Origin of the sequence: Streptomyces sp. NPDC057623 (assembly GCF_042800355.1) — a bacterium.
GTDB lineage: Bacteria > Actinomycetota > Actinomycetes > Streptomycetales > Streptomycetaceae > Streptomyces.
Genome location: NZ_JBHVGZ010000118.1, coordinates 1 through 15,378, shown reverse-complemented (window position 1 = coordinate 15,378; position 15,378 = coordinate 1). Strand labels below are relative to the sequence as shown.

The window sequence follows — 15,378 nt, the reverse complement described above, 5'->3', positions numbered from 1 at the left end:
ACAGCGCCGTGTGGTTCGGGACAGTGACTTCGCTAGATCCCACACCCGGTCGCTGACGGCCCGCTCCCCCTCCCCCGGCGCGACGAGCCCGCGCTCCTCGATCTCCGCGAAGAGCCGCTCCGCCTTCGCCTGAGCATCCAACAGCCGTGCCGCGCGCATGGGTTCGTCGTCCGCCATACGCCGAACGTAGTTACCCGAATCGTCCGCCGGCAACGGGATTCCCGCGCAGGTAGGGTCCTGACATGTGAATGAGGAGATGCGCAACAGGCTCAGGTCCATCCCGGTCTTCGCGAACCTGCCGACCACCGAGTTCGGCGAGAAGGATCTCCCGGACAATCCCCTGCCCATGGTCGCGGAGTGGATCCTCGCAGCACACGCGGCGGGGCAGCCCGAACCCCATGCCATGAGTCTGTGCACGGTGGGGGCGTCCGGAGTTCCGTCGAGCCGGGTCCTGATCGTCAAGGACGTCGACGACGAGCATGTGTACTTCGCGACCCCCGCCGACAGCCGCAAGGGCCTGGAGATCACCGCGAACCCACACGTGTCGGCCCACTTCCACTGGCCCACCGTCGGACGTCAGGTGCGGATCGTGGGAACGGCCGCCGACCAGGGCCGGGCCGCCTCCGAGAGCGACTTCGCCGAGCGCGCCCGCGGCTCCCGCCTCGCCGCCCATCTCCACCGCCCGGGCCCGCTCGCCGACCGGCAGAGCGCTGTCGAGGAGTTCGAACGCCTCGACGCCTTCTACGTGGACGAAGTGCCGTGCCCGCCGAGCTGGACGCTGTACGCCATCTCCCCCACCGAGGTGGAGTTCTGGGAGGCGAGCACCGACCGTGTCCACCACCGGGTGGACTACCGCAGGGACTCGGCCGGTCAGGGCACCTGGAGCCGCGAACTGCTCTGGCCCTGAGGGCACGCGGGGGCAGCGGGGCGTCACGCCGTCAGGAGGATCAGGGGGGCCGGTTCTCCAGACCGCCAGTCCGGCGCCACGGCGGCCAAAGCGTCAGCGAAGGCGGCGCCGTGCAGGAAGGCGGGGCGGTGACCGCCGACGGGGTGAGCGGTGGTGCCGTCCCAGGTGACCGGGATCAGTCGGGTGCGGCCGGGGGACGTGCGGATGTCGCCGGTCAGCGGGATGAGGGGCAGGGCGGGCAGAGGGTGCCCGGTGAGGCCGGCCAGGAGCGGGGCGAGCAAGGTGTGGGCCGCGGTCAGGGCAGCGTACGGATGGCCGGGCAGGCCCACGATCCAGTGGCCTCCGGGGAGTTGGGCGAGGAGTTGCGGTTGTCCCGGGCGGCAGGCGACGGCGTCGACCACCCACCTCGCGCCCGCGTCGGCGAGCAACGCACGCAGCTGATCGGTGGGGCCGACCGAGGTGGAACCGGTCACCACGGTCACGTCCGCGTTGTATGACGTGCGGCGGACTGTGGCCGCCCGTGGTCCGGCGGGGCGGTCCGGCACATGGTGTACGTCGGTGACCTCGCCGCCGAGCGTGTCGATCAGGGGTGGCAGCAAGGAGCCGAGTGCGTCGCGTACCCGGCCGGGTGCCCGGGGGCCGGTGTGGATGAGCTCGTCGCCGGTGACCAGGGCGCTGACGCGGGGGCGGGGCCGTAGCGGCAGGGTGTCGTGGCCGCAGACGGCGGCCAGACCGAGCAGGGCAGGGCCGATCCGGGTCCCGGCGGGGACGAGGCACGCGCCGGCCGGTGCGTCCTCACCCGCGCGGCGGATGTGCTTGCCCTCGGGCGGAAGCGGGCCCCGTACTGTCGTCCCCTCCTGCACGGCGTGCTCCAGCGGCAGCACCGCGTGCGCTCCGCACGGCACCGGAGCACCGGTGGAGATGCCGACCGCTGCGGCCGGGCCCAGGGGAGGGCCGGGCCATGCGCCGCCGCCCGCGCGTACGGTACCCGCCAGACGCCATGGACCAGGTCCGGGGCCGATCGCGTAGCCGTCCATGGCGGCGGTGTCGAAGCCGGGGAGCGGCTGCCGCGTCCGCAGCCCGTCGGCCAGCGTCAGGCCGGCCGCCCGGGTGAGCGGCACATCCCGGGCGGGAAGCGGAACCGCCGCCTGGTGGGCCAGTTCCCGGCTGCACCGGGTTCGCAATCCGACGTGATCCGCCATGACTCAGCCTGCCGTTATTGAGATGAACTCGAGCGGGCGGGGGCGCAGACTGACGCGGTGTCCTCGAATGAAGAAGAACCTCTGTCCGGTGGGAACGTCAGCGCGGGCGTCGTCCGTGTCGGGGACACGGTCCGGCGCCCCGCCGGACCGTGGACTCCCTCGGTCCATGCCCTGCTGACCCACCTGCACGACGTGGGATTCCGCGGGGCTCCCCGTGCCCTCGGCATCGACGATCAAGGGCGCGAGGTCCTCACGTTCGTGCCTGGCCGAGTCGTATGGCCGGACCGGTTCGCTCTCGTGACGCCCACCCGGCAGTTGGCCCGGGTGGCGCGGATGATCAAGGACTTCCATGACGCCGTACAGGACTTCACGCCACCGGCCGACGCCCGCTGGCAGGTGCTGATCCCGGCCGAGGGGGACGAGATCATCGGCCACCAGGACCTCGCACCGTGGAACCTCGTGGCCGACGACGACGGGCAGTGGACATTCATCGACTGGGACACGGCCGCCCCCGGCTCCCGCCTGTGGGATGTCGCCTATGCCATGCGCGGGTTCATCCCTCTGTCCGCCCACCCCGACTGGCAAAGCCCCGATGCCGCGGACCGGCTGCGTGTGTTCGCCGATGCCTACGGACTCGACGAGGCCGAACGCCGCCGGCTCGTCCCGATGCTGGGGCGCCGCACCCGCGCCATGCACGACTTCCTGCGCGACCAGGCCGCTCAAGGCAGCGAGCCCTGGACGAGGCTCTGGCAGGAGGGGCACGGCGACGCCTGGCGAAACGATGCCGAGTACATCGAAAAACGCCAAGACCAGTGGGCTCGTGCTCTGTTCGCCGACTGAAACGGGACCGAGACCGGCGCCCGAGGTGTCAGCCGGTGCGGCGCACCGCCCGCGCCAGGAAATGGTGCCCGGCATCCTCGTAGCAGGTCATATCCCAGCCCGTCGCGTCCAGGGCCGGGCGCAGGTTCTCCTCGGCGAGCAGGTCGGCGGGGTCCAGGGGGCGACCGTGCCGGGCGGCGCGTTCGGCGCGGCCGGAGGGGTGGAAGAGCAGCAGGACGCCGCCGAGGGCGGTGACCCGGGCCCATTCGCGCAGGGCGGCCTCCGGATCGGGGACATGGTCGACCAGGCCCGCGCTGAAGACGCCGTCCAACGACCTTGCCGGCAGCGGGAGTCGGCAGGCGTCGGCCAGCAGGAGGCCGGTGCGGCCCTTCTCCGCCGCGGCCGTGAGCATCGCCGGGGTGAGGTCCGCGCCGAGCACGACGCCCTCGTCGCCGACCTCGGTGCGCAGGGCAGGCAGGGCACGGCCGCTGCCGCAGCCCACGTCCAGCACCCGCTGCCCCGGCCGTAGTTCCATGCGGGCGACGGCCGCCGCGTACCTGGGGCCGTCGGCGGCGAAGCGCTCCTCCCAGTTCGCCGCTCGGGGTGTGAAGAAGGCGCGGGTCGTGGTCGCCGTGGCCCGGGACGCCACCAGCGCCGCGAACCGCTCGAAGACGCTGTCACGGTGCGGCGCCAGGGCCGCCAGCTCGGCCGGCGCGGATTCCCGGAGGTCCGGTGCTGTCGCGGCCTCGTCCGGGAAGGCCGCGGCGAAGGCGTCGACCGCCGCCTTGTCCGCCTCCAGGTGGAACCGCAACCCCCAGGCCGAGGCGCCGATCCGGAACGCCTGGGCCCGGTAGCGGTCGCAGGAAGCCAGCACGGTGGCACCAGCGGGGAGGTCCACGGGGTCGCCGTGCCAGTGCAGTACGCGCAGGCGTTCAGGGACTTCTACGAACAGCGGGTCGGCCGGCGCGGCCGACGTCGTGCGGACCTCTTCCCAGCCGATCTGCTGACCACCCCCTGGGCGGGCCGCGCCGCCCGCAGCCATCGCCAGCAGCTGCGCGCCCAGGCACACCCCGAGCACCGGGACCTCCGCTTCCAGCGCGGACCGCAGCAGCGCCAGCTCGGCGGAGCGGCCGGCGAAATCCTCGTACGCCGCCGTCGGCCCGCCCATCACTACCAGCGCCGCGAGCCCCGTCGGTGACTCCGGCACCGGGTCTCCCGCCCAGGTCCGGCACACCCGCACCGGCAGCCCGGCCGCCGCCAGCGCCGTACCGATGGCGTACGGGCCCTCGTGCGGCGCGTGCTGGACCACCAGGACGCCCGCCGGTTCCACCCAGCTCACAGTTCACCCTTCGCCAGTGCTGCCGCAGAGATATCGCCCGGTGTCACGCCCACGAGGTGTAGCCGCCGTCCACGCGGATCGCGTTGATGCCGCTGATGTGCCGGGCGCCGCAGCGGTCCTGCGGCAGGACGAGCTGGGGGCCGGCGCGGTCGAGCGGGATGTCGTCGATCGTGACCGCGAGCAGGACGGGGGCGCGGCCGAAGTCGGGGTCGATCTCCGCCCAGGACAGCAGGGCGCGATGGCCGTCCGCGCCGGAGACGGCGATCAGGAAACGCAGGCGGTCCTTGCGACGGGCAGGGTCGAAGACGGGGCCGGCCGCCGACAGAACGTCGTGCAGCAGCGGCCCGGTGAAGCGGTGGTGCTGAATGCCGCTGGTGGCGCACTCGAAGCTGACATCGGCCTCGTGCCGCGGCCAGGCCAGCAGATCGGGCACCGTCAGCCGGGCAGGGCGGTCCAGATCTCCGGTCAGGACGAGTTCCGCCACCTGTCCGGCGGCCGTATCCGCAGCTGCGAGGGACTGACTCACGGGCTACCACCTCCCGGATGACCGTACCCGGACCCGCGCTCTGTACAAACGCACATGCCAACATGGCAGATCACAATTCCGGCTCATGCGAAGCAACAGATGACTTTTCCCTTGCATCTGCGGCAGTATCATCGGCGCATGCACACCTACCGGATCGGGGACGCGGCCGCCTTACTCGGCGTGAGCGCCGACACCGTGAGGCGGCTGGTCGACGGCGGCAAACTCACCGCCGAACGCGACGAGCTGGGCCGCCGGATCATCCCCGGGTCGGCCCTGGCGGCCTACGCCCGGCAGTTGCACCGCATGGAGCGGGAGAACACCGGCTCCTCGGCCCGCAACCGCTTCTCCGGCATCGTCACCGACGTGATCCTCGGGGATGTGTCCGCCCAGGTGGAGATCCAGGCCGGGCCGTTCCGGGTGGTGGCGATGGTCAGCCGCGAGTCGGCTGAGGAACTGAAGCTGGAGCCCGGTGTTCCGGCGGTTGCCGTGATCAAGTCGACCAACGTGGTCGTCGAAAGACCGTAGACGGTCCGTCAGGGCCACAGTTGAGTGCGTCCGTCAGGACCAGAGGGAGTAACCCGTGATGATCCGTACCGCGCGCCGCAGCCGCCGGACCCTACAGGTGGCCGGTGCAGGCGCCGCCGCGCTGCTGGCTCTGAGTGCCTGTTCGTCCTCCGACGACTCCTCGTCGACGCAGTCGGACTCCTCCGCCTCGGCGTCCGCCTCGGGCGGGATCTCCGGCGACGTGACCGTCTTCGCGGCGGCCTCGCTGAAGGAGAGCTTCGAGGCGCTGGGCAAGCAGTTCGAGAAGGAGCACCCGGGTACGAAGGTCACCTTCAGCTTCGGCGGCAGCGACTCCCTCGCCGCCAGCATCACCGGCGGGGCCCCGGCCGACGTGTTCGCCTCGGCCAGCCCCAAGACGATGAAGATCGTCACGGATGCCGGGGACGCCTCCGGCACGCCCGCCACCTTCGTCCGCAACCAGCTGGAGATCGCGACCCTGCCGGGCAACCCGGACAAGGTCGACTCGCTCAAGGACCTCACCAGCTCCGACCTGAAGGTCGTCCTCTGCGACAAGGAGGTGCCGTGTGGCGCCGCCGCCCAGAAGGCGCTCGACGCGAGCAAGCTGAAGCTCACGCCCGTCTCCTACGAGCAGGACGTCAAGGCCGCCCTGACCAAGGTCGAGCTGAAGGAGGCCGACGCGGCGGTCGTGTACAAGACCGATGTGAATGCCGCCGGTGACAAGGTGGAGGGCGTGGAGTTCCCCGAGTCCGCCGACGCCATCAACGACTACCCGATCACCCTGCTCAAGAGCACGGAGAACGCCGACGCCGCCAAGGCGTTCATCGCACTGGTGCAGTCCGCCGAGGGACAGAAGGTCCTGAGCGAGGCCGGGTTCCTCAAGCCGTGACCATCCCGACCGACAAGTCCGACGCAGCGACCGACACCCTCCGGGGCGGGCCGCGGCGTCGGCGCGTCCGCACGGGCGGCGGCCATGGGGTGCCGCTGCCCCTGCTGGTGCCTGCACTGCTCGGCCTCGCCTTCCTGATCGTGCCGCTGATCGCCCTGCTCGTACGGACCCCATGGCACAGCCTGCCCGAGCAGCTGACCGGCCCCGACGTATGGCAGGCACTCCAGCTGTCCCTGATCTGCGCGACCCTGGCCACGGCTGTGAGCCTGGTCATCGGCGTGCCCCTTGCCTGGCTGCTGGCCCGGGTGGAGTTCCCCGGCCGGGGCCTCGTACGCGCCCTCGTCACCCTCCCCCTCGTCCTGCCGCCGGTCGTAGGCGGTGTGGCGCTGCTGATGGCGCTCGGCCGCAACGGCATCGTCGGACAGTGGCTGGACTCCTGGTTCGGGATCACACTGCCCTTCACCACCACGGGCGTCGTGATCGCGGAGGCGTTCGTCGCCATGCCGTTCCTCGTGATCAGCGTCGAGGGCACCCTGCGCGCCGCCGACCCCCGCTACGAGGAGGCCGCCACCACCCTGGGCGCCTCCCGCTTCACCGCGTTCCGTCGGGTCACACTGCCCCTCATCGCGCCCGGCATCGCCGCGGGCGCGGTGCTGGCCTGGGCCCGGGCGCTCGGCGAGTTCGGCGCGACGATCACCTTCGCCGGCAACTTCCCCGGCCGTACCCAGACCATGCCGCTCGCCGTCTACCTCGCCCTCCAGAGCGACCCGGAAGCGGCCATCGCCCTCAGCCTGGTCCTGCTCGCGGTGTCCATCGCGGTCCTCGCCGGACTGCGCGACCGTTGGATGACAGCAGGATGACCAAGATCAACGACACCACTCGCGCCGTCCCCACCGACACCTCCGCGGAGGGGCTCGACGCCCGCCTCGTCGTGGACCGGGGAACCTTCCGCCTCGACGTGACGCTGACCGTCGCCCCGGGCGAGGTGGTCGCCCTGCTCGGCCCGAACGGCGCCGGCAAGACCACCGCCCTGCGCGCACTCGCCGGGCTCGCCCCCTTGACCGACGGGCATCTGCGGCTCGACGGCACGGAGTTGGACCGTACGCCACCCGAGTCCCGCCCGGTCGGCGTCGTCTTCCAGGACTACCTGCTCTTCCCCCACCTCACCGCCCTCGACAACGTGGCCTTCGGACCGCGCTGCCACGGCGCCACCAAGGCGGAAGCCCGCGCCCAGGCCGCCGCCTGGCTGGACCGCATGGGTCTGGCCGAGCACTCCGGAGCCAAGCCGCGCAAGCTGTCCGGCGGACAGGGCCAGCGCGTCGCCCTCGCCCGCGCCCTGGCCACCCACCCCCGGCTGCTCCTGCTGGACGAGCCCCTCGCAGCCCTGGACGCCCGCACCCGGCTGGGGATCCGCGCCCAACTCCGCCGCCACCTGGCCGACTTCGAGGCAGTGGCCGTACTGGTCACGCACGATCCGCTGGACGCGATGGTCCTGGCCGACCGCCTGGTCGTCGTCGAGCACGGCCAAGTCGTCCAGGAAGGCACCCCGGCCGACATCGCGCGCCACCCGCGCACCGAGTACATCGCCCAACTCGTGGGCCTCAACCTCTACCGGGGCGAGGCCGAGGGCCACACCGTCCGCCTCGATGCCGGCCCGGCCATCACCACGACAGAAGACCTGACCGGCCCGGTCTTTGTCGCGTTCCCGCCGAGCTCGGTCACCCTTTTCCGCGACCGCCCCACCGGCGCGAGCGCCCGCAATCTCTGGCAGTGCAAAGTGGAGGGCCTGGAGACCCACGGCGACCAGATCCGCGCCGACCTGACGGGCGAACTCCCCCTCGCCGCCGACCTGACCACGGTCGCCGCCGCCGAGCTCGATCTGCACCCGGGAGCCGAGGTCTGGGCGACGGTCAAGGCGACACAGACCCATGCCTACGCCGCCTGAGAGCACACCCGGATGGACCCGCAGCCACGGTCTGCGAGGTGTCGCCAGCGACACTCATCGCAGATGCGATGGACGCACCGCCGACGCCAGCCACCCGCGACTACGGTGGATCAGAGCAGGACCGAAGAGTGACAAACCATCTCTTTCTCCGTGAGGCGTTCCATCATGAGCCTGTCCATCCGTAACCAGATCCCCGGCACCGTCACCGCCATCACGCCCGGCGAGGCGATGGCGACGGTCAAGGTTCGCCTCGACGGCGGCCAGGACCTCACCGCGGCCATCACCGTCGAGTCCGTCAAGGACCTCGGTCTCGCCGAGGGCTCCGCCGTCCGCGCCCTCGTGAAGTCCACAGAGGTCGCCCTGGCCACCGGCCCGGTGGCGGGCCTGTCCATCCGCAACCAGCTGCCCGGCACGGTCACCGACGTCACCACCGGCGATGCCATGGCCTCCGTCAAGATCACGGTCGAGGGCGGCGAGCTGACCGCCGCGATCACCAAGGACGCTGTCACCGACCTCGGCCTGGAGGCAGGCTCCACCGTCGTCGCGCTGATGAAGTCGACCGAGGTCTCGCTCGCGACCGCGTGAGACGGCGCCGGAGCACCCGGGCATCGGGCATCGGGCATCGGGCATCGGGCATCGGGCATCGGCCGGCACATCCTCTTCGCTTACGCTGCTGGAAACCACGCGGCTGGAGAGGGAGCGGCACCATGGCACTGGACCACCCCAGCGTGCCCAGTGCACCCCGCCGCATTCCTCCCGGCCAGCGTCGTGTGCAGGGCTGGCCGGTCTCGCACTACGGCCCGGTTCCGCGCTTCCGCCCCGAACGCTGGAACCTGCGCGTCTTCGGCGCCACCACCGCCGGCGACGAGCACACCTGGACGTTCGACGAACTCACAGTGCTCCCCCGCATCACGGTCGTCGCCGACCTGCACTGCGCCACCGGCCCGACGTCGCAGGATCACGAGTGGTACGGCACCCCGCCACGCCCGAGACCCTGCTGGCCACCCACCACAGCGGCGAGCCCCTCAGCGCCGAGAACGGCTTCCCTCTGCGCCTGGTCGTCCCCCACCTCTACGGATACAAGAGCCCGAAATGACTGCGCGCCATCGAGTACCTGACTCAACGGCAGGGGGCCTGGCAGCGCCAGTGGTGACCCAACGGCAGCCCGCCCGCATCTCCCTCCCCGAAAGGCCACCAGGACAAAGGACACGCGAAGTGCAGCAGCCGATGACGCCGCCAGAACCCGAGCCCCAGAACCCGTACACCGCACCGCACGTCGCGACATCCGCCCTGGTCACGATCGACGTACAGCGCGACTTCCTCTCCGAAGCCCCGTACGGCGTGCCGGGCACCACCGAAATCCTGCCCGCGCTGCGGCGGACCGTGTCCGCCTTCCGGGCCGCGGGACGACCGGTGGTGCACGTCGTGCGGCTGTACGAGGAGGGCGGCGGCAACGCCGACCTGGTGCGGCGGCAGCTGCTGGAGTCGGGGGTGCGGATCGCCGCGCCGGGCACGCCGGGCAGTGAGCCGGCCGGCGGCATCGTCCCCGAGGGCGCGCCCGCGCTGGACGCCAAGTTGCTGCTGTCGGGCCGGCCTCAGCGGCTGGGGCCGCACGACTACGTGGTCTTCAAGCCCCGCTGGGGCGCCTTCTACCACACGTGTCTGGAGGAGCTCCTGCGTGAACTCGGCGTCGACACCCTGGTGTTCGCCGGGTGCAACCTGCCCAACTGCCCCCGGGCGAGCATCATCCAGGCGTCGGAGCGGGACTTCCGTGTGGCGTTGGTGCGGGACGCGGTCTCGCGGGTGACTGACTCGGCCCTGACCGAACTCGCCGGGATCGGCGTCGCGATCCTCGATACCGAAGCGCTCGAAGGGCTGCTGGCCGGGTCGGCGGCTTCAGGCAGGCTGACGACCCGGTAGAGGACGGGGACGGGGCGTGTCACCAGGGTCTTTGCCGACGGCACCGTGGACCGACCGTCAGGGCCGGCCTACGTCAGGCGCACGGCGGCGGACAAACGCTGCATCCGCGACGTCTGCCGGCAGCGCCGGTCCGACCCGTGTCTGCGCATGCTCCGCCAGGTCCGCGCCGTGTCGGCGAGGGCCGACGTCCCACCAAGGCGGCACGAAACAGCACGCTGGTCCGCCTGCGCGGCGTGCCAGGCGCCAGCGCTTACTGGCCCTGACAAAGCCTCTGGACGTAACCGACCAGGCGCGCGAGGCCGGGTCAGGCCGGTCTAGAGGATCCCGCATTCGTTCGCGCGGGTCAGCGCCTCTATCCGGTTTCCGGCGCCCAGCTTCTCCAGGGTTCGCTGTACGTACGTCTTGACCGTGTTCCGGGTGAGGCCGAGGGCCTCGGCGATCTCGGGGTTCGTCTCGCCCATCGCCATGCGGCGCAGAATCTCGTACTCCCGGCGGGTCAGGCCGCGCTCCCTGAGGCGTTTGGCCAGCAGGACGTTCATGTCCTGTTCGAGGCAGGTGGAGATCACGCGCTCGCCGGCGTTCACGCGGCGGATGGTGTCCACCAGGTCGGACCGCTCGGTGTCCTTGAGGATGACCGCGTGCGCTCCCGCGTCGAGTGCGGCGTTGAGCGCGACGTGCTCGGGATACGCGGTGAAGATCACGATCTTGACGCCGGGACGGTGGGCGCGGAGTTCGCGGACGACTTCGGGCGCGAGCATGTCGGGCAGACGCAGGTCGAGGAGAACGACGTCGGGACTCAGGAGGCCGACCGCGGTGACAGCTTCCCGCCCGGAGCGGGCGAACCCGGCGACGGAGATCCACGGGGTGTTGCCGAGAGCCACCATGACACCGTCCAGGACGATGGGGTGGTCGTCGACGACCAGGACGCTCACCCTTCCCTGGTCCATGTGGCCCCGATCCACAGGGCCCCGATCCATGTGCTCCCGATCCATGTGGCCTTGGCCCATATGCGCTGCACCCATGTGTGCTTCAGACATGTGTGCTTCAGGCATGGGCGCTCCCCCCCATGTGCGCTGCAGACATGTGCGCTTCGCCCATGTGCCCTTCCCTCACCCGGTCTCCACTCATGTGGACCCGACCCATGTACGTCCCGCCTACATGCTCCCGTCTCATGCGGGAACCCACCCCTGTAACGGGTACGGCCGGGGGCACTGTTGAAGACGGCCAGCCGCAGCACGGCGAAGCGCACGCAGGTGACCGCGACGGACGCCGTGACGAGGACGGCGGTCTCCGCGGCCGCCGAGGCCCCGGGATCGATCCACTTGAACCACAGCACGGCCCCGGAGGTGACCAGATAGCCGATGACGAACAGGCCCCCGGCACCGAGGTGCACACGCGCGGGTGGGGCGGTGGAGTGCCGGAAGGTGAGGCGTCGGTTCGCCTCGGTGTTGAGGACGGTGAGGGCGAGCAGCGAGACCAGGTTGGCGACGGCCGGGCTCCACCAGCCGCGCAGCAGCCAGTACAGCGGGGCCTGTCCGACCGTGGAGACGACGCCGATCGCGAGGAAGCAGCCGACTTCCCACGACAGCGCGCCGCGTCGCGCGGAGGGTGCGAGGACGGCGTCGGGGTGCTCGGCGGCCGGTGCGGGGCGCGGCCGTACGTCGACTCGGGCGCCGCCCGAAGCCTTGAGTCGTGCCATGCGCCACAGGCCCCGCAGGTCGTCCCTGGCCGTGTTCAACACGTCCACCCGGGTGTCGACGTCCTCGACCCAGTCGACGGGGACCTCGTGGATGCGCAGTCCATTGTGCTCGGCGAGCAGGAGCAGCTCGGTGTCGAAGAACCTCCTGGTGCCCCGGGGCGGCCCCAGCCTGATCAACACGGTCAAGGAGAACGCGACCGTCCCGACCGTCATCGACGGCGACGGCAACTGCCATGTCTACGTGGACGCGACAGCCGATCACGCCATGGCCACGGACATCGTCGTCAACGGCAAGACCTCCCGCCCGAGCGTGTGCAACGCGGTCGAGACGCTGCTGGTCCACCAGGACCTCGCGGAGAACTGGCTTCCCAAGGTGCTCGACACCCTGCGGGAGATGGGTGTGGAGGTCCGCGGTGACGCGCGCACCAGCGAGGTGTGGCCGGCCGCCGCCGCGGCTCAGGACAGCGACTGGGAGACCGAGTACCTGGACCTGGTGCTGGCCGTCAAGGTGGTCACGGACCTCGACGAGGCGCTCGCCCACATCGACCGCTACGGGACCCGCAACGCCGAGGCGATCGTGGCCCAGGACATCGCGGTGGCCCGCCGCTTCGCCCGGGCCGTGGACAGCGGCAGCGTCTTCGTCAACGCCTCCACCCGGTTCTCCGACGGCGGGGAGTTCGGGTACGGGGTCGAGATCGGCGTCTCCACGCAGAAGCTGCACGCCCGCGGCCCCATGGGGCTCGAGTCCCTGACCTGCGTCAAGAACGTCGTGTGGGGCAACGGCCAGATCCGTGTCATATGAACGGGGCCCGCTCGCCCTTCCCTCACCCAGGACGAACTCGAAAGGCCCCCACAGGATGAAGACGCTACGGCACTCGAGCCTGCTGGACATGGTGTCTGAGGCCTCGTCGATCAGGCTCAACAACCGCATCTACGAGATGCGCGCGGCCGGGACCGATGTCATCACGCTCTCGCTCGGTGAGGCGTTCTTCGACCTCCCGACCCCTTCGTTCGAGGGTGCCCCCGCCGACGAGATCCATCACTACTCCCATTCCCGCGGACTTCCGCTGCTGCGCGAGAAGCTGGCCCGGTACCACCAGGCCGGCTCCGGTGTCTCCGTCGACCCGGAGCGCGAGATCCTGGTCACCGCAGGCTCCAAGGCAGCGATCTTCATGTCCCTGACCGCGCTCCTGGAGCCCGGCGACGAGGTCGTCATCCCCGAACCCCTGTGGGTGAGCTACCCCGACCAGGTCCGGCTGGCGCGTGGCATCCCGGTGATGACCCCCTGGTTCGAGTCGGTGGAGGAGCTCGACTCGTACATCACGCCCCGTACCAAGGCGATCATCGTCAACAACCCGCACAACCCCAGTGGTCGCCGGCTCACCGCCGAGGAGCTGAGCGCGCTGCACGAGATGGCGGACCGGCACGGCCTGTTCATCATCGCGGACGAGGCCTACCACGAGTTCGTCCCGGACGGCGCTTCCTTCGTGTCCGCCCTCGCCCAGGACCCGCTGAAGCGCCACACGATCGTCTGCAACTCGATGTCGAAGAACTACGGCATCTCCGGATGGCGCATCGGCTACCTGATCGCCAACGAGTATCTGATGGATCAGATCATCAAGCTGCAGCAGCACCTGGTGACCTGTGCTCCGACGATCCTCAGCTACTACCTGGCCCAGAACTTCGAATCGATCCTCGCGCGAACGAGGCCTCAGATCCAGGAGGTGGTGCGTCGGCGCAACCGGATGGCAGCTCTGCTGGCCGACCGCGGCGTCGCCTGTCTGCCCGGAGACGCGAGCTTCTACCTGTTCGCGGCGCTGGGTGATTCCCGGTTGGGTTCCGAGGAATTCGCCGAGCGGCTGCTCCTGCGCCACCATGTGGCGGTCGTGCCGGGCACCGGATACGGCGCCTCTTGCGATCGGTTCGTGCGGATCTCGGTGGGCGCCGAGCCCGAGGACCGGGTGATCCGGGGCGTTTCCGCGCTCGCGTCGCTGATCGAGGAGACCCAGTGAGCGGGCGGGGCGCAGCCGATGTCGCCTTCATCGGCTGCGGCCGCATCGCCCGCGCCACCGTTCCGGGCCTGGTGTCCGCGGGGTACCCCGCGGGAAGCCTTCGCGGCGTCTCCGGTACGGGTGCCGGCGCCCGCGCGCTGAGTCAGGAGTACGGCACCCTCTTCGCCGCTTCCCCGGACGAGGCGGTGCACGGTGCCCGGCTGGTGGTCATCGCCACACATCCGCACGAAACCGAGGCGGTGCTGCGGGACTTGGCGGACCGCGTCGGCCCGGAGCATGTCCTGGTCTCGCTGGTCGCGTCCTGGCGGACGGAGGCGGTCGCGGCGGCGATCCCCGGGGTACCCGTGGTACGGGCGGTCCCGAATGTCGCGGTCGCTCTCCGGACGGGAACGACCGTGCTCTCACGCGGCCCTGAGGCGACGCGCGGGAACCTGGCAGAGGTCGAGACGCTCTTCGGCCGTCTGGGGCAAGTCGCTGTGGCCGAGGAGGACTCCCTGGAGGCGGTCAGCGCGGTGTCGGGTGCGGGACCGGCGCTGATCGCGTACTTCGCCGAGGCCCTGGCGGTGGCAGGTGTCGATCACGGTCTCGACGCCGACACCGCGTCGTTGCTCGCGGCGCAGGCGGTGCGTGGCACGGGTGCGCTGCTGGAGCGCACCGACAGCCCCCGAACCGTCATCGAATCGGTCAGGTCGCCGGGCGGGATGACGGCCGCGGCTCTGGACATGCTCCAGGACCGCGGGGTCGCGGAGGCTGCCCGCGCCGCGACGGCCGCCGCCATCCGGCTCTCGTACCAGCGGATGGCGACGGGACACTGAGGCAGCCACGGATCCGCTCCCGCCCGCGCATCAGAGCCAGTTCCGCTGCGCGGCCAAGTACCCCGCCTGGAACCGGCTGTCGGCGTGCAGCAGATCCAGCAGGTGCGCCACCGTGCGCCGGTACGTGCGCAGCGCCATGCCGAGTTCACGGGCGGCGACCTCGTCCTTGACCCCCCGCGACAGTTGGCGCAGGACCTCCCGGGAGAGCGGGGTGATCTCCGCGATGTCCGAGGGGTCGTCGGCATCCTCCGGTTCGGTGGTGGTCAGCAGACTCACCAGCATCGACGTGAAGGGCAGGTCGCGCCCGATCAGCGCTCCGTCCCCGTAGTCGGCCTGGTTGCGGGCCATGACGACGAGCCGCCGGTCGATGATCGCCATACGAGGAACGAGGTGGGGGCAGGAGCGAATCTCCACCCCCACCCTCGCCAACCCCGCCAGCCGGAAGCTCGGTTGTTCGCCTGTACCCGCCGCCGGCGGTACGTACAGGCGAACTGATACGCCGGATGCCCCACCGGCGCTGGACGCCGCCACCACGTCGACCTGCCGGTCGAGCGCCCCGACATCCGTCGGCAGTGCCAAGAGAACCTCGCGGCGCGCTCCGTGGATCGCGCTCCGTATCTGCGGAGACTCCGCAAAGCTCAGCTGCATCACACCCCCGTGAGCCGTTGAACAACGAATGATGTGCAGACTAACCTCGCGCTTTCACGAGGTGGGCTGTCCAAGAGTTGATCAGAAACACGGAAAGTGCCCTTGACCTGCAACGATAGGACTTGCTGAGGGTCC

At 70.8% G+C, this 15,378-nt stretch carries 18 protein-coding genes and 2 pseudogenes; 13 read left to right on the top strand and 7 right to left on the bottom strand.

Annotation, left to right across the window (positions count from 1 at the left end):
- Positions 1–177, bottom strand: a pseudogene (locus ACFU95_RS48760) (aminopeptidase); the annotation flags it as partial.
- Between the two features lie 79 nt (positions 178–256).
- On the opposite strand from ACFU95_RS48760, the gene ACFU95_RS48755 reads away from it, so the two are divergent.
- Positions 257–907, top strand: a complete 651-nt coding sequence (locus ACFU95_RS48755) for a pyridoxal 5'-phosphate synthase (protein WP_383843635.1) — start codon at positions 257–259, stop codon at positions 905–907.
- A gap of 23 nt (positions 908–930) precedes the next feature.
- On the opposite strand, the gene ACFU95_RS48750 is transcribed toward ACFU95_RS48755, so the two are convergent.
- Positions 931–2,109: a molybdopterin molybdotransferase MoeA gene (locus ACFU95_RS48750; protein WP_383843632.1), complete on the bottom strand. Its 1,179-nt coding sequence runs from the start codon at positions 2,107–2,109 to the stop codon at positions 931–933.
- 57 nt (positions 2,110–2,166) lie between these two features.
- Here ACFU95_RS48750 and ACFU95_RS48745 point away from each other — a divergent pair, with 57 nt between their 5' ends.
- A complete protein-coding gene (locus ACFU95_RS48745; protein ID WP_383843629.1) occupies positions 2,167–2,949 on the top strand; it encodes a phosphotransferase enzyme family protein in 783 nt (260 codons plus the stop codon).
- Positions 2,950–2,977: 28 nt separating this feature from the next.
- Here the strand turns inward: ACFU95_RS48745 and ACFU95_RS48740 are convergent, their stop codons facing one another.
- Positions 2,978–4,267, bottom strand: a complete 1,290-nt coding sequence (locus ACFU95_RS48740) for a methyltransferase domain-containing protein (RefSeq protein ID WP_383843626.1) — start codon at positions 4,265–4,267, stop codon at positions 2,978–2,980.
- A gap of 43 nt (positions 4,268–4,310) precedes the next feature.
- Positions 4,311–4,793, bottom strand: coding sequence for a molybdopterin-dependent oxidoreductase (locus ACFU95_RS48735; RefSeq protein WP_383843623.1), 483 nt, complete (start codon positions 4,791–4,793; stop codon positions 4,311–4,313).
- A gap of 138 nt (positions 4,794–4,931) precedes the next feature.
- Here ACFU95_RS48735 and ACFU95_RS48730 point away from each other — a divergent pair, with 138 nt between their 5' ends.
- From ACFU95_RS48730 to ACFU95_RS48695, 8 genes and pseudogenes are all read left to right on the top strand, one after another.
- Positions 4,932–5,318: a molybdopterin-binding protein gene (locus tag ACFU95_RS48730; protein ID WP_383843620.1), complete on the top strand. Its 387-nt coding sequence runs from the start codon at positions 4,932–4,934 to the stop codon at positions 5,316–5,318.
- A 58-nt stretch (positions 5,319–5,376) separates the two neighbouring features.
- Complete coding sequence (modA, locus tag ACFU95_RS48725) at positions 5,377–6,204, top strand: molybdate ABC transporter substrate-binding protein (protein ID WP_383843645.1); 828 nt, start codon at positions 5,377–5,379, stop codon at positions 6,202–6,204.
- The gene (gene modB, locus ACFU95_RS48720) at positions 6,201–7,064 is read left to right on the top strand and encodes a molybdate ABC transporter permease subunit (protein ID WP_383843617.1); all 864 of its coding nucleotides are present in this window, start codon (positions 6,201–6,203) and stop codon (positions 7,062–7,064) included. Before modA ends, modB begins: the two co-directional genes overlap by 4 nt.
- A complete protein-coding gene (locus ACFU95_RS48715; protein WP_383843614.1) occupies positions 7,061–8,149 on the top strand; it encodes an ABC transporter ATP-binding protein in 1,089 nt (362 codons plus the stop codon). Before modB ends, ACFU95_RS48715 begins: the two co-directional genes overlap by 4 nt.
- A 165-nt stretch (positions 8,150–8,314) precedes the next feature.
- On the top strand, positions 8,315–8,734 hold the full coding sequence (locus ACFU95_RS48710; RefSeq protein WP_383843611.1) for a molybdopterin-binding protein: 420 nt from the start codon (positions 8,315–8,317) through the stop codon (positions 8,732–8,734).
- 122 nt (positions 8,735–8,856) lie between these two features.
- A pseudogene (locus ACFU95_RS48705) lies at positions 8,857–9,033 on the top strand (sulfite oxidase-like oxidoreductase); the annotation flags it as partial.
- 80 nt (positions 9,034–9,113) lie between these two features.
- Positions 9,114–9,245, top strand: coding sequence for a molybdopterin-dependent oxidoreductase (locus ACFU95_RS48700; protein WP_383843608.1), 132 nt, complete (start codon positions 9,114–9,116; stop codon positions 9,243–9,245).
- Positions 9,246–9,364: 119 nt separating this feature from the next.
- A complete protein-coding gene (locus ACFU95_RS48695) occupies positions 9,365–10,069 on the top strand; it encodes a cysteine hydrolase family protein (protein ID WP_383843605.1) in 705 nt (234 codons plus the stop codon).
- Positions 10,070–10,383: 314 nt separating this feature from the next.
- On the opposite strand, the gene ACFU95_RS48690 is transcribed toward ACFU95_RS48695, so the two are convergent.
- Both ACFU95_RS48690 and ACFU95_RS48685 read right to left on the bottom strand, forming a co-directional pair.
- Positions 10,384–11,016, bottom strand: coding sequence for a response regulator (locus tag ACFU95_RS48690; RefSeq protein WP_383843602.1), 633 nt, complete (start codon positions 11,014–11,016; stop codon positions 10,384–10,386).
- On the bottom strand, positions 10,998–11,948 hold the full coding sequence (locus ACFU95_RS48685) for a GtrA family protein (protein WP_383843643.1): 951 nt from the start codon (positions 11,946–11,948) through the stop codon (positions 10,998–11,000). Before ACFU95_RS48685 ends, ACFU95_RS48690 begins: the two co-directional genes overlap by 19 nt.
- Here ACFU95_RS48685 and ACFU95_RS48680 point away from each other — a divergent pair.
- The 3 genes from ACFU95_RS48680 (at position 11,899) to ACFU95_RS48670 (ending at position 14,595) form a co-directional block, all read left to right on the top strand.
- Entirely contained in the window at positions 11,899–12,570 is a 672-nt protein-coding gene (locus ACFU95_RS48680; RefSeq protein WP_383843599.1) for a glutamate-5-semialdehyde dehydrogenase, read from the top strand. The two genes, ACFU95_RS48685 and ACFU95_RS48680, sit on opposite strands and share 50 nt — an antisense overlap.
- Before the next feature lie 88 nt (positions 12,571–12,658).
- Positions 12,659–13,780, top strand: coding sequence for a pyridoxal phosphate-dependent aminotransferase (locus ACFU95_RS48675; RefSeq protein WP_383843596.1), 1,122 nt, complete (start codon positions 12,659–12,661; stop codon positions 13,778–13,780).
- Positions 13,777–14,595 carry a pyrroline-5-carboxylate reductase family protein gene (locus ACFU95_RS48670; RefSeq protein ID WP_383843593.1) on the top strand — a complete coding sequence of 273 codons (819 nt, stop codon included), beginning with the start codon at positions 13,777–13,779 and terminating at the stop codon, positions 14,593–14,595. The genes ACFU95_RS48675 and ACFU95_RS48670 overlap by 4 nt, the downstream gene beginning before the upstream one ends.
- A gap of 30 nt (positions 14,596–14,625) precedes the next feature.
- Here the strand turns inward: ACFU95_RS48670 and ACFU95_RS48665 are convergent, their stop codons facing one another.
- Entirely contained in the window at positions 14,626–14,973 is a 348-nt protein-coding gene (locus ACFU95_RS48665; protein ID WP_383843590.1) for a hypothetical protein, read from the bottom strand.
- Positions 14,974–15,378: the final 405 nt, after the last annotated feature.